The following is a 13,928-nucleotide window of genomic DNA, read 5'->3' on the forward strand; positions in this document are numbered from 1 at the left end:
GTTCGTTCGAAGACCCGCGGATTTGCGGTGAGCCCCCCCCGGCCCCCCGTCCGTCCGGCCGCTCTTTTCGTCTTCCGGTCGTCTCTGGAGTCTGGGGGGAGCCACTTTTGCCTCTTGCATCCCGATGCCAACCGGGCCATTCCCGCACCTACGGGCCCGCCCCAACCGGCGCTTGACCCTCGTCCCGCCGAGCGGCTAACGTGCGTCGCGGCTACGTGCCCATCGCGCCCTTGCGATGGCACCTGGTTTGTCCACACGTCTCCGAACGACCGAACGAGAAGGACGGCCCAAAGAAATGCGCGCACGAGCCGGGGATCCCCCCCGCACGATGCCCCAGAAGATCCTCGCGGGACGCGCCGCCGATCCGCAGCTCCGAGGCGATCTGGTCCAGGTCAAGGTCGACCAGATCATCCTCTCGCGATCGCCCGGCAGGGCCCTCGGCGAGGCGCTCTCGGCTGGGATGAAGAAGACCCCGGTCGAGATGGCCGTGGCCTACGACGGTACGTGCGTGACCGACGCGCGCGCGCTCGCCGACGTGGCCGCGGGCGCGCCTCAGGCCGTCTCGCCGGAGTTCCCCGCGTACAACGTGCCCATCGCGCGCGGCGGCATCGGCTTCCCCGCGCCCGTGCACCTCGAGCGCTTCGCCGCGCCGGCGAGGCTCGCGCTCACGGACGACGCGCGCCTCGCGCCGGTCGGCGGGGTCGGGATGCTGACGCTCGTGGTCTCGCCGAGCCAGCTCGGTCAGGCCCTCGCGACCGGCTCGACCTGGGTGCGCCCGCCGCGCAGCGTGCAGATCCACCTCTCGGGCCGCGTGCGCCCGTTCGTCTGCGCGCGCGACGTCGCGCTCGAGCTCTTGCGCCGGGGCATCGACGAGGTCGTGCGGCGCATCGAGTCGGAGCACCACGCGCCGGTCGTGCTGGAGTTCGCGGGCCCGAGCGCGCGGCTGCTCTCGGTCGCGGAGCGCGCGGTGCTCTGCGGCATCGCGCCGCAGGTCGGCGCGGCTGCGGCCCTGTTCGTGAGTGACGAGAAGACCGAGGTCTTCCTGCGGGATCAGCGCCGCTCCAAGGCGCACCGCGCCCTCGTCCCGGATCCGGGCGCGCCGTGCGAGGAGGTCGTCTCCATCGATCTCAGCACGGTCGATCCGCTGCTCATGGACGAGGCGGGCGTCGTGCGTCCCGTGCGGGATCTCGCGGGCAAACCCGTGGGTCAGGTCGTGCTCGGCGGCGACTCGGGCGTGACCCTGCGCGACATGCTCGCGGCTGCGATGCTGCTCAAGTCGAAGCGCGTCCCGTCGCGCCTCGACCTGCTCGTGGCGCCGCCTTCGCGGCAGGTGCTCGAGGTCCTCGCGCAGTCGGGCGCGCTCGTGGATCTCGTGGCCACGGGGGCTCGTATCATCGAGCCTGATCGGCGCGTCACGACGTGTGAGCTTTATCCGCCGCCCGCGGGGACGATCTCGCTGCGCACGGCGGAGCCGGCTCCGCGTGTGCCGGGTGTGCCTTCGTTCGTCGTGGCCTCGGCCGAGACGCTCGCGTATGCGGTGGCCACGGGGACCGTGGGGGATCCGCGATCGTTCAAGCGCCCGGTGCGCGTGACCGTGCCGCGCGCGTTGCCCACGGACGACGTGCTCGTGCTCCGCGACAAGAAGGGCGAGGGCGCGGCGGCGGGCAAGTCGCCTGCGTTGCCGCCGGCTGCGTCGTGGAAGGGGCCGCTCGTCCTCGATCTGGTCGAGGGTGCGTCGCGCTCGGGCTCCAACGGCAAAGTCGCGGAGGTCTCTCCTGGGGGTGCGCCCGTCGCGGGTGGCGTCGTGGTCGTGCTGCGCTCGCTCGACGAGGTGCGGGCCGTCGTGGAAAAGACGATCGACCTGCCTTCGCTCCGCGCCGTCGTCGCTCCCTTCGTGCCGAGCACTGCGGTCGCCGCGCTCGCGAGTGAAGGCATCGCGACGTTCGAGGTGCCGCCAGCTTCGCTCGAGGGCTTGAAGGGACAAAAAAGCCTCTCCTTGCCTGAGCCTGCGGCCTGGGGTGACAAGGTCGGCGTGATCGTTGGAGAACAAACGATCGAGCTGACCTGGCTCGCGCTCGGCGCCGAGCGGACGTGGACGCACGCGGGCACCTCACGCTCGCCTGGCTCTTCCAAGGCCTCCAAATCCTGATCGCTCCCCGCTGGATGAACTGCGCGCTGCGCAGTTCATCCACCATCGGTCCAGGCCGTGCCTGGTCCGGGGTGGAGGGGGCGGACAGCCCCCTCCTGGGGTCCGGGGTGAAACCCCGGCGGCGCTCCGCTCACGGACTCGACAGCGGCTTCTCCAGCTTGATCGAGGCGAGGATGTCGCGCAGGCGCACGGACTGCTCGTTCACCTCGATCTCGAGGATCGTCAGGCGCTTCGTGATCTCGCCGAGGCGGGACGAGGCCTTGCCGAGACGCTCCGTGAAGTCCTGACGCATCTTCTCGGTGTTCTGCCGCGACACCGTGTCGCGCGGGTCGTCCTTGATCTTCTCGATCGCCTTGAGGTTTCGCCGGACTTGCTCGCTCTCGCGCTCGAGCGTCGCCTGCTCCGACTGGAGCTTGTTCCGCTCGTCGAGCGCCGTGCGCAGGCGCCCGCGCGCGTCCCACGCCTTCTTCAGCTCTGCCACCACGAGTTTGTCGGCGCGCGCGTCGTTCATGTAGGCCTTCACCGCGTCGTCTGCGAGCGGCGAGAGCGCGTCGATCTGGCGCGTGAAGCTGCGGCGCTCCTCCACGTCGAGCACGTTCGTCGCGCGCTTCGGCGTCGTCTGCGGGACGAGCGCGCTGCCCGTGCCCACGTTGTCCTCGGTGCCTTTGGGCGGGTTTTCGAGCCGCGTGCCGGGGATGCGCGAGTGCTTGACGAGTGTCTTTGCGTCGAAGTCCGTGCCGTTCTTGATCGTGTACTTCGTGTGGTAGACCCAGTCGCGCTCGATGTAGAGCTGGCCGCCGTCGATCTTCGCGAGGCGCGCGCTGAGCTCGTCCTCCTTGCGGTCCGTGGTCACGGCGAGGCCTCGCTCGAGGGCGAAGGGCACCGTGGCGACGGCGCCGGGTGGCAGCGGATCGACCATGCCTTGCCCGAGGAAGGCGCCGTCGTCGAAGACCGCGATCGGGCCTTTTTCGAGCAGGCCCTTCGTGTTGTTGGTGAAGCGCGCGACGCGGAACGGATGCGAGAACGAGTCACGCACGCCGCCGTCCGGCGAGAAGAGGAAGATCGCCTCGCCGGGCACGCGTTGCGCGAGCAGGAGGACCATCGTCGCGCTCTTGTTCGGGATGTCGACGGGGAAGGGGAGATCGTAACGCGTGGTGCCGCCTTCCACCGCGACGGCCGCCAGCGCGTTCACGTTGCGCGGGTTCGACGGTGTCACCGGGCGCGGCATCTCCGTCGGATACGGCGCGGGCGCGGCGGAGCCGGCTGGAACTCCGCCGCCGTAGTTCGCGCCCATGCGGCCCTTCTTCGCGGGCGCCGAGCGCGTCGCCGTCGATCGTGTCGCGCCCGTCGTCGGCGCGCGGTCGTACTCCGCGAAGGCCTCGTCCTTCGCGGACTCGGCCTCCGCGAGCAGATCATCGAGGCGCTCGCCGCCCTCTTCCTGCGGCGCGGCCATCGGAGGCGGCGGCGGGGCCGCCGGCGCCATCGTGGGCAGGCTCGTCTCGCCGACGGGCACCGACGCGATCACCTCGCCTTGATCCGTCACCACCGGGCGCGGCGGCACGACGGGTTTGTCCAGGGTCGCCTGGAACGCGAGCGGCGCGCCTGCGACGAGCGAGAGCCGCACGCCGTTCCAGTCCTCGCCGGACTGGTTCTGCACGATGCCCCAGGCCTGCAGATCCGCCTTCGTTTCGCCGGCGCTGCCGGCCTTCGCGATCACCAGGCGGTACGAGGGCCGCCAGACCGGCGTCTCCGCGACGTATCCGACCACGAGATCGTGCTCCTCGCCGTCGAGCGTGAGCCGCACCGTCTCGCGATCGTCTGCCTTCTTCTTTTTCTTCTTCGGCGGAGGTGGCGGCATCGGCATGCCGATCCGGTGCTCGGCGATGGGCTCGGCCTCGCCGTCCTCGCCGTCCTCTTCGTCGTCTTCGGCGTCCTTGTCCTTGTCCAGCTCGACCGGGAACGACGCGCTGCGCACGCTGCTCCCGCCTTGCTCCATCACCGCGAGCGTGGCGAGGAAGTCGCCGATGCGCTCCGTGCGGACCTTGAACGCGACCTCGGGCTCGTCCACGTGCCCTGCGCGCTCGTAGTAGCCGACGCCGTTGCGGTAGATGATCACGCGGCGGAGCGCGAGTCCGCTCGCGACGTCCGGCCCACGCGCGCAACCCGCGAGGGGGAGCGCCGAGGTCAGAAGGAGAAGTCCACCCACCGTGCCCAGTCGAAAGCGAGAAAAGCGGCTCATTCGTTGCCTCGAACGCGCGAGGATACGCCGCCTTACAGCAAAATGTGCGGTTTTCGCGGCCGTCCGGCACGAACGGGGGTAGAACCCCGGCGCCATGCCCTCTGCTCTGCGTCGTACCGCGCTCCTGGCCCTGCTCGGGGCCTCCGCTGCCTGCACCCAGAACGGCGAATCCCAGCCTCCGAAGCCTGCTTCCACGCCTGCGGCCGAGGCCACGAGTGCTGCTGCGCCTGTGGCCTCGAGCGCGCCCGCGACGAGCGCGGCCGCCGCGGCTCCGACCGCCTCCGAGGCCGCCAAGGCCGGGGCGCCCGAGGCGAAGGGCCTGCCCAAGGACCTCAACGTCCTCGTGGTCACGGTCGACAGCTTGCGGGCCGACATGCCCTGGCTCGGCTATCCGCGCGACATCGCGCCGGTGCTCACGAAGTTCGCGAAGAGCGCGGTCTCGTACTCGCGCTTCTACGCCGTCTCCTCGTACACCGCGATGAGCCTCGGCGGCTTCCTCGCGGGCCGGTATCCGAGCGAGCTCGAGCGGAGCGGCTACTTCTTCGGCAACTACCCCGACAGCGTGCTCATGTTCCCGGAGCTCTTGCAGAAGGCCGGCGTGCGCACGTTGACCGCCCACGCGCACTTCTATTTCGACCAGAAGGCCGGCTTCCGACAGGGTTTTGATGTCTACGAGATCATCCCGGGCCTCTCGGTCGACAACACCACGGACAAGAACGTCACGAGCCCGCAGCACGTCGATCTCGCGAAGAAGATCCTCTCGGAGAAGGCGAACACGGGCGGCCGCTTCTTCGCCTGGTTCCACTTCCTCGACCCGCACGATCAGTACATGCCGCACGACGGCATCGGCCCGTACGGCAAGTCGACGCGGGACAAGTACGACGCGGAGGTCACGTTCACCGACGGGCACCTCGGCAAGCTCTTCGAGTTCGTCGAGTCGCAGGAGTGGGGCAAGCGCACGGCGATCATCATCTCGAGTGATCACGGCGAGGGGTTCGGCGAGCACGGCCTGTACCGCCACGGCTTCGAGCTCTGGGACAACCTCACGCACGTGCCGCTCATGATCCGCGCGCCGGGCATCACGCCGCGCCAGATCGACGAGCCGCGCAGCGGGGTCGATCTCGCGCCGACGATCCTCGAGATGTTCGGTCAGCCCAAGGATCCGGCCATGCAGGGCACGAGCCTCGTGCCCGAGCTCTACGGCGCGGAGCCCGAGAAGCGCGACGTGATCATGGATCTGCCGCGCACGAGTGACAACGACCGCCGCCGCGCGTTCGTCCGCGGGGACTGGAAGCTCATCGCCGAGGGCGACGACTCCGGTTACCGCTTCTTCAACCTGAAGGACGACCCCGCCGAGAAGGTGGACCTCAAGAAAAAAAACGCGGACGAGTTCGAGAAGATCAAAGCCGCGTACAAGGAAAAGAGCGGCACGATCAAGGACGTTTGTCCGAAGATGCGCGAGAAGCTCAAGGGCAGGAACAAGAAGAAGCCCTGCTGAGGAGGCGGCCTTGGACAAACTCACGCGAGGCGCCTCGGGGCTGCGCCACCTCCGGTGGGCGCGGGAGATTTACGCGACGCTCGCCGCGCACGTGGAGCGGACCGGGCTCCCGGGCGAGAAGAAGGAGGCGCTGAAGAAGGAGCTCGTGCGGCTCGACGCGAGCATCCAGGAGCTCTCCAGCGCCGTGAAGGCGTATCGCGATTTCCTGGAGCGCGAGCGCGTGCGGTACCGCGGCGCGATCCGCGCGGCGACGTTCCAGCAACACGCCTCCGACGGCGATCGCCTCGGGGAGGCGAGGGCCGCGATGGAACGCGAGTCGCTGCCGCGCCAGCGCACGCTGAAGGCCGCGCTCGAGCTCGCCATCGGCGATCTGCGGGCCCACCTCTGCGAGATGGACACGCGGATCGCAGGCGTCATGAACGAGGCCTTCGTCGACAACCTCTACCCGCCGCTCACGAAGGACCGCTCCCGCGTCGCCGACGACGCGGACGACGACGACGACGCGACCGATCGCGACGATTGACTCAGTGGAAGATCGAGGCGAGCAGCCCGAGCGCCGCCTTCTTTCGGATCCCGTCTCCGCTCGTCGCGCCCACGCACATCGGACAGCCCGCCTGGCACGTGCAACGTGAGACGAGCTGCCGCGTCCGCGCCACGAGCTCGTGCGCCGACTCGTAGATCCGCTCCGCCAAACCCACGCCGCCGGGCACGTTGTCGAAGAGGAAGATCGTCGGATCGAACCCCGCGTGCGGCCCGCCCGACGCCTGCGGCGGCTGGTTCTCGTCGTCGCCGCCGTCGCCGAGCGTCTGCCCGAGATCCCGCGGATCACACATCAAGGCGAGCGTCGAGACCGTCTCCAGCGCGACCGCGATCCCGCGCATCCCCTCGATCGCCGCGGCGCGACCGAGCCCGAGCTCCATGCAGACCTCTTCGGGCACCGTCAGCCAGAAGCTCGTCGTGTGCATCTGCATGTCCGGCAGCCGCACGTCGCCGTAGCCCGTGTTCTCGTGCGTGTGGAACTTGATCTTCTTGTACCCGACGATCTTCTCCACGACGCTCACCTCGCCCCAGCCGCTCGTGGCCCGGCCGAGCGCCGCGCGCGCGCTCTCCTCGATGACGGCCACCTTTCGCTTTGTCATCGCCGTCGTGAAGTAGTCGGGCTCGACCTTCGTGACGAACGCCTTGTGGTTCTCGTAGTCGAGCTTCTCCACCTGGTACTGCTCGCCGTCGTGCTGGTAGATCGCCTGCTCGTGCAGCATCGTGTGTGTCGAGCGGAAGTCGAGCTCGGCGAGGACCTTGCCCTGGGCGCGATCGATGATCACGAAGTTGTCCCAGCCCACGGTCCGTAGGCTCACGTGGTTCGCCGGGTACGCGTCCGTCGACCAGTGGAACCGATCGTCGGACTCGTGCACCACGCCGTGCCCCGCGAGGAAACGCAGCGCCGCCTCCGTGTTCTCGGGGTCCATGCCGCGGTAGTCCTCGCCGCGCAAAAACGGCATCTCGAAGGCCGCGCACTTGAGGTGCTGGATCAGGATCTCGGTGTTCTCCGGATCGATCCGCGCCTGCTCGATCTCCCCGCGCAGGAGGTACTCGGGGTTCGTCGCGAGGTACTGATCGAGCGCCGTCGAGTTCGCGACCATCACTGCGATGCTCGTGCCGCCTCGACGCCCCGCGCGGCCGAAGCGTTGCCACGTCGCCGCGATGCTGCCCGGGTAACCCGCGCAGACGACCGCGTCGAGCTCGCCGATGTCGATGCCGAGCTCGAGCGCGTTCGTGGCCACGACGCAGAGGATCTCTCCCTCCCGCAAGCCGTGCTCCACGCGCCGCCGCGTCTCCGGCAGGTAACCGCCGCGGTACGCCATGATCGCGTCGGGACCGACCTCGTCGCCCACGCGATCGCGCAGGTACTTCAGCATGATCTCGACCGAGTTGCGCGACTGGCCGAACACGATCGTCGGCACCCGCGCCCGGATGAGAGCCACCGCCAGGTGCACCGACGCCTTCAGCGTGCTCGCCCGCACGCCGAGCTCGGCGTTCACCACGGGCGGGTTGTAGACGAAGAGCCGCCGCGCCCCCCGCGGCGCGCCCGACTCGCCGAGCACGCAGATCCGATCCTCCGGCACCCCGAGCAGGCGCGACGCGTGCTCGCCCGGGTTGCCGATCGTCGCCGTCGCACACAAAAACACGGGATCCGAGCCGTGGAACTGGGCCACGCGCCGCACGCGCGCGAGCACGTGCGCCACGTGCGAGCCGAAGACCCCGCGGTAGGTGTGCAGCTCGTCGAGCACCACGTACTTGAGCCGCTGGAACGTGCGCGCCCAGTGCGCGTGGTGCGGCAAGATCCCCGCGTGTAACATGTCGGGGTTCGTCATCACGATCGGGCTCCGCTCCCGCGCCGCCCGCCGCGCGTCGCCCGGCGTGTCCCCGTCGTAGACGATCGCCGGGATCGAGAGCCCCGCGTCGCGGATGAGCTTCTGCACCCCGGCCTCCTGATCCCGGGAGAGCGCCTTCGTCGGGTAGAGGTAGATCGCGCTCGCGTCGGGATCGGCCATCAGCGCCGAGAGCACGGGCAGGTGGAAGCACATGCTCTTGCCGCTCGCGGTCGGCGTGGCGACGACCACGTGCTTGCCGCTCTGCGCCGCCCGGAGCGCCTCCGCCTGGTGCGCGTAGAGCTTCGTGATCCCGCGGGAGGCGAGGGCCCGGCGCAGCGCGTCGGGCAGGCTGGCGGGGATCTCGCGGTAGTCGCCCTCGGACGCGGGCAGGGCCCGATCGGCGGTGAGGCAAGGGCGCACGTACCCCGAGGCGAGCCAGCCTTCGATCACGGCATCGACGCCCACGGGCTGCTTCCACGGCGGCAGCGGCATGGCGCGCATACTAAACGGATGTATCGCGGTGCGCTACCACGCCCCGGGGAACAAGGGGCCCCCCTGGGCGGCTTTGCAGGTCCGTGGCGCATCGCGTACAACCGTCCGACTCCATGACCGGCACCGGCGAAGACCCCGAGGAAAAGCGCGCGGAGGCGCCTCCGAACGACGCCTACCGGCCTTCCATGCTTTTCCTCACCGTGGTCACGGTCGTGTCCGCCGCGGCCGATCTCGCCTCGAAGGGCTGGGCGAAGGCCGCGCTCTCCGGGGAGAAGGGGCGCACGCGCAGCATCGAGGTGATCAAGGATCACTTCGACTTCATCTACACGCTCAACCCGGGCGGAGCCTGGAGCTTCCTCCGCAGCCTGCCCGAGAACCTGCGCCGCCCTTTTTTCCTCTTCGTCTCCTCGGCCGCGATCGTCTTCATCGTCTCGGTCTACCGCCGCATCCACCGCGATCAGTGGGCGATGCGCTGGGGCCTGCCGCTCGCGCTCGGCGGCGCGGTCGGCAACCTCGTCGATCGCATCCGTTACGGCTCGGTCATCGACTTCATCGACTTCTACGTCATCCGCAACGGCCGCGAGATGCACTGGCCGACGTTCAACGTCGCAGACATCGCCATCGTCGCCGGCGTCGCGCTCATGGCCCTCGACACGTTCCTCTCGCGCAAGACACACGGCGGATCGGGCGAGCTGGCCGCGCCGGCCGAGCCCTCTCCGCCCGCGGCGACCGCGCCTCCCGAAGAGGCGTGAGCGCATTCGACACTGGACAGCCGACACGCCTCGCGGTACCGCCGAACACGCGAGATTCGGCGCTCCCCCGGGGCGCACCATCACGAAGACCATGACGGAAGAGAAATCCGAGGAGCTAGAGGCCGCCGGGGCGACGGGCGAGGGCGCGAAAGAGCCAAACGCGGAGCCCGCGGAGAAGGGCGGCGGCGAGGCGCTGCAGGCCTCGAAGGCCGCTCCTCATCGCTCCTCGTACGTCTTCCTCGCCGTGATCGCGACCGTCACGCTCGCGCTCGATCTCGGCAGCAAGTGGTGGGCGGTCGAGAACCTCGACAAGCCGTTCGCCCGCGTCGAGCTCATCAAGGGTTACCTCGCGCTCGCGCTCGCGCACAACCGCGGCGGCGCCTGGGGCCTCTTGCAGAACGAGAGCGAGAACGTGCGCAGGCCGTTCTTCGTGATCGTCTCGATCGTCGCGGTCGCCTTCATCGTCTCGCTCTACCGCAAGCTCACCCCGAGCCAGACGGCGCTCAAGTGGGGCCTGCCCCTCGTGCTCGGCGGCGCGCTCGGCAACCTCGTCGATCGCATCCGTTACGGGCACGTCATCGACTTCATCGACATGTACATCGGCAACGGCACGGGGCTCGACAAGCTGGTCGAGAAGATCTCGGGGCCGATGCGCGAGTACCACTGGCCCACGTACAACATCGCCGACATCGCGATCGTAGCCGGCGTGATCCTGATGGGCGTCGACATGTTCACGGCGCGCAAGAAGGACGAGCCGCCGAAGAAGGCCGAAGAAACCTCTCCCTGAGGAGTCATGCGACCCGAGCTCTTCCGCGTCTTCTACCTCGACATCGGGTTCCCGGCCTATTTCGGCCTGCTGCTCGCGGGCTTCCTGTTCGCCACGGCGATCGGCTCCATGTGGGCCCGGCGCATCGGGCAGGACCCGGACGTCGTCGTCGATCTCGGCCTCGCGTGCTTGCTCATGGGCGTCGTCGGCGGGCGCCTGCTCCACGTGATCGCGGACGGCTACTTCTGGGACTACGTGCACCTCTGCACGGATCCTTCGAAGGTCGACTGGCCCTACACCGAGGCCCAGTGCAACCAGCTCGTCCCGCGTGGATCGGGCGTGAACCTCTTCGGCTGGTATCCGTTCGGCGAGGAGGTGCGGGCGGCGCGCGGGGTCTGGGACGCTTCGCGCGGGGTCTGTCATCCGCCGGCGCAAGATTGCTTCGCGTGGGCGAAGTTCTGGCAGGGCGGGCTCGCGTATTACGGCGGGTTCATCGGCTCGTCGCTGATGGCGGTGTACCTGCTCAAGCGTGACCGTTTTCCCTTCTGGAAAGCCGCGGACATGGCCGGGTTCGCCGTGCCGCTCGGGCTCGGCTTCGGGCGCATGGGTTGCCTGCTCGCGGGTTGTTGCTTCGGCGTGCGCACGGACGGCCCGCTCGGGCTCGCGTTCCCGCCGAACAGCCCGGCGAGTGAGGCGCAGTGGAAGCTCCACGAGCTGCCCGGCCTGAACCACGTCTCGCACCCCGTGCATCCGACGCAGATTTACGAGTCGGCCGTCTCGTTCGCGATCGCGGCCTTCTGCCTGCTCTACGTGCACGGCCGCAAGCGCTACGACGGCCAGGTCTTCGTCGCCTTCCTCGGCCTCTACGCCATCGGCCGCTTCCTGCTCGAGTTCTTGCGCGCCGACGATCGCGGCGCCCTGCTCGGCCTCTCCACCTCCCAGCTCATCGGCCTGCTGATCTGCGGGCTCGCCTTCGCCCTGCACAAGCAGCGCCTCCGCGCCTCCGCCGCGCCTCCGCGCCCCCCGACCGTCAAGACGGCGGCGGCCTGAGAGAGGGTGTTCCACAGGCGTCGCGAGCGGCGCGAGGCTAGGGAGGACGAGCGAGGCGTACTTTGTACGGTGAGCGAGTCCGACCGACGCATCGCGCCGCGCAGCAGCCTGTGGAATACCCTCGGAGCGTCCCGCCTGGATCCCGAGCGAGGCCTTTTGCAGCGCTCGGGAAGCGGCATATCCTGGCGACATGATGTCGCTCTCTTCGCTTCGTTTTTCCGCGCTCCTGAGCCTCGTCTTCGCCGCGGCGGCGTGTAGCTCCGCCGATACCGACCTCGACCCGCGCCCGCCTTGCACCGGCGAGGGCTGCGTCAACCCGTCCGGAGGAGGCACCAACACCGGCGGCGGCGGTGGCGCGGGCGGGCAGGGCGGACAAGGCGGCGAGCTCTCGAGCGACGTCACCGGCAACGTCGGCGTGCTCAACGAGGCGTCGTTCACGGTGATCGGCCCCTACGCCGGCGCCGCCACGATCTTCGCCACCTCGAGCAGCGGCCAGCTCCTCGAGGCGCCTTACAGCGACACGATCACGAGCTTCACGCTGCCGTCCGTGGTGAGCGGGACGCCGTGGATCTTCGTGCGTGACGAGACCGTCGGAGGCACGGGCATCCTCTCCACGCACTCGGCCGTGCAGGTGCCCCGCCTCGGCTCCGTGACCTTGCCCGTCGTCGATCGCAACGTGCTCCAGTCGATCGCGTCGACCTTGCCCGCGCCCCTCGTCATCGACTCGTCGCGCGCGCAGCTCATCATCAAGATCACGCGGGGCGGCCTGCCGCTCTCCGGGGTCACGCTCACGACGCCGCTGCCTGGCGCGGAGATCGTCTACGACACGGGCGTCGGGCTCTACTCGAACCAGATCACGCAGACGGGGCCGGCCGGCGTGATCCTCGCCCTCAACGTCGTCGCCCCCGATGTCGCCGAGATCCGGACGTTCACGCTCACGGACGCGGCGCAGATCGGGTTCGTGGTCGAGCTCCCGATCCAGGCGGGTGCAGCGACGGTCGCAGGCTTCGCGTTCTAGGCGTCCTTGACGGGATCGGAGCCATCCTCGAAAGTACGCGCCCCCATGAAGACATCGAAGGGCAAGGCGCGGCCGGACGAGGGCGTCTCTCGGGAAGAAGCGCCTGCGCGGTCCGCCGAGGAGGCGCCCGACCAGGGCTCCGCGCCTCTGCCCGCAGACACCACGAGCGACATCGCGCCCGTGGTCAGCGGCAACCTGAAGCGCCTGCGCACCGAGCGTGGACTCTCGCTGGAGAAGCTCGCGCGCGCCTCGGGCGTCAGCCGCGCGATGCTCGGGCAGATCGAGCTCGGCCAGAGCACGCCGACCATCAGCGTGCTCTGGAAGATCGCGCGCGCGCTCGACGTGCCCTTCTCGGCGCTCATCAACCCCGAGTCCGGCCCCGGCGCGATGGTCCTGCCCGCCGCGCGCGCCCGCGTCCTGCGCAGCGCCTCCGGCACCTTCCAGTCTCGCGCCCTCTTCCCGATGGATCGCCCGCGCAGCGTGGAGTTCTACGAGTTACGCCTCTCGCCCCACGCCGAGGAGCAGGCCGATCCACACCCGCCCGGCACGATGGAGAACCTCGTGGTGAACACGGGCCGATGCGAGGTCACGATCGGCCCGGAGAAACGTTTGCTCGAGACGGGTGACGCCATCGTCTTCGAGGCCGACGTCCCGCACGTCTACCGCAACCCGGACGCGAGCGAGACGATCATGTACCTCGTGATGACGTACGCGCAGCGCCTCTAGGCCTTCCGCGCCCACGCGGCGCGCGCCGTATTCTGCAGCAAACACGCGATCGTCATCGGACCGACCCCGCCGGGCACCGGCGTGATGAACGAGGCGCGCGCGCGTGCGCTCTCCGTGTCCACGTCGCCGCAGAGCTTCCCCGCCTCGTCGCGGTTCATGCCCACGTCGATCACGACGGCGCCTTCCTTGATCCAGTCGCCCTTCACCATCTTCGCGCGGCCCACGGCGACGACGAGCACGTCGGCCTCGCGGCAGACGGCGGGCAGATCCTTCGTCCGCGAGTGCGCCATCGTCACGGTCGCGTTCGCCCCGAGCAGCAGCATCGCCATCGGCTTGCCCACGATGTTGCTCCGGCCGACCACGACCGCGCGCGCGCCTTCGAGCGAGCGGCCCGTCTCCGCGATGAGCCGCATGCAGCCCGTGGGCGTACACGGGACCAGCGACGACTTGCCCGTCGCCAGGCGCCCTGCGTTGATCGGGTGGAAGCCGTCCACGTCCTTGGCCGGCGAGACCGCGTCGATCACGCGATCTTCGCGGATGTGCTTCGGCAACGGGAGCTGCACGAGGATGCCGTCGACCGTCTCGTCTGCGTTCAGGGCGGCGATCCGATCGAGCAGCTCGGCCTCGCTCGTCTCGACGGGCAGCCGGTGGAGCCGCCCGCGCATGCCGACCTCGTTCGAGGCTTTTTCCTTGTTGCGCGTGTAGACCACGCTCGCGGGATCTTCGCCCACGAGGATCACGTCGAGGCCGGGGGGACGACCGTGCTGGGCGACGAAGCGCGCGACGTCTTCGCGCACCTCGTCGCGCACCTTTTGCGCCAGGGCTTTCCCGTCGAGGAGGGCTGCAACCATGGGCCGGAGTCTAGG

Annotated in this window: 11 protein-coding genes; 8 read left to right on the forward strand and 3 right to left on the reverse strand. The window is 69.4% G+C overall.

The annotated features are described in order from the left end of the window. Positions 1–328: 328 nt before the first annotated feature. Positions 329–2,149: an aconitase family protein gene (locus GF068_RS01140; RefSeq protein WP_153817439.1), complete on the forward strand. Its 1,821-nt coding sequence runs from the start codon at positions 329–331 to the stop codon at positions 2,147–2,149. Between the two features lie 130 nt (positions 2,150–2,279). Here GF068_RS01140 and GF068_RS01145 read toward each other — a convergent pair whose 3' ends face one another. Then, positions 2,280–4,388 carry a DUF4139 domain-containing protein gene (locus GF068_RS01145; protein ID WP_153817440.1) on the reverse strand — a complete coding sequence of 703 codons (2,109 nt, stop codon included), beginning with the start codon at positions 4,386–4,388 and terminating at the stop codon, positions 2,280–2,282. Between the two features lie 94 nt (positions 4,389–4,482). Between GF068_RS01145 and GF068_RS01150 the strand changes: the two genes are divergently transcribed. Continuing rightward, complete coding sequence (locus GF068_RS01150) at positions 4,483–5,886, forward strand: sulfatase (protein ID WP_153817441.1); 1,404 nt, start codon at positions 4,483–4,485, stop codon at positions 5,884–5,886. Positions 5,887–5,896: 10 nt separating this feature from the next. Further along, positions 5,897–6,409, forward strand: coding sequence for a hypothetical protein (locus GF068_RS01155; RefSeq protein WP_153817442.1), 513 nt, complete (start codon positions 5,897–5,899; stop codon positions 6,407–6,409). A gap of 1 nt (position 6,410) precedes the next feature. Here GF068_RS01155 and GF068_RS01160 read toward each other — a convergent pair whose 3' ends face one another. Beyond that, positions 6,411–8,750 (reverse strand): DEAD/DEAH box helicase, encoded by a 2,340-nt coding sequence (locus GF068_RS01160; RefSeq protein WP_153818305.1) that lies wholly within the window; start codon positions 8,748–8,750, stop codon positions 6,411–6,413. 113 nt (positions 8,751–8,863) lie between these two features. Between GF068_RS01160 and lspA (GF068_RS01165) the strand changes: the two genes are divergently transcribed. The 5 genes from lspA (GF068_RS01165) to GF068_RS01185 all read left to right on the forward strand — a co-directional run bounded on the left by lspA (GF068_RS01165) (position 8,864) and on the right by GF068_RS01185 (position 13,062). After that, a complete protein-coding gene (gene lspA, locus GF068_RS01165) occupies positions 8,864–9,502 on the forward strand; it encodes a signal peptidase II (protein ID WP_153817443.1) in 639 nt (212 codons plus the stop codon). A gap of 91 nt (positions 9,503–9,593) precedes the next feature. Continuing rightward, complete coding sequence (gene lspA, locus GF068_RS01170; protein ID WP_153817444.1) at positions 9,594–10,289, forward strand: signal peptidase II; 696 nt, start codon at positions 9,594–9,596, stop codon at positions 10,287–10,289. A 6-nt stretch (positions 10,290–10,295) separates the two neighbouring features. Continuing rightward, positions 10,296–11,318: a prolipoprotein diacylglyceryl transferase gene (locus GF068_RS01175; protein WP_153817445.1), complete on the forward strand. Its 1,023-nt coding sequence runs from the start codon at positions 10,296–10,298 to the stop codon at positions 11,316–11,318. Between the two features lie 190 nt (positions 11,319–11,508). Continuing rightward, positions 11,509–12,336, forward strand: coding sequence for a hypothetical protein (locus GF068_RS01180; protein ID WP_153817446.1), 828 nt, complete (start codon positions 11,509–11,511; stop codon positions 12,334–12,336). 45 nt (positions 12,337–12,381) lie between these two features. After that, positions 12,382–13,062, forward strand: a complete 681-nt coding sequence (locus GF068_RS01185; protein ID WP_153817447.1) for a helix-turn-helix domain-containing protein — start codon at positions 12,382–12,384, stop codon at positions 13,060–13,062. Here GF068_RS01185 and folD read toward each other — a convergent pair. After that, entirely contained in the window at positions 13,059–13,913 is an 855-nt protein-coding gene (gene folD / locus GF068_RS01190) for a bifunctional methylenetetrahydrofolate dehydrogenase/methenyltetrahydrofolate cyclohydrolase FolD (protein WP_153817448.1), read from the reverse strand. The genes GF068_RS01185 and folD overlap by 4 nt on opposite strands. Positions 13,914–13,928 lie beyond the last annotated feature (15 nt).

Source organism: Polyangium spumosum (assembly GCF_009649845.1).
GTDB classification, from domain to species: Bacteria; Myxococcota_A; Polyangia; order Polyangiales; family Polyangiaceae; genus Polyangium; species Polyangium spumosum.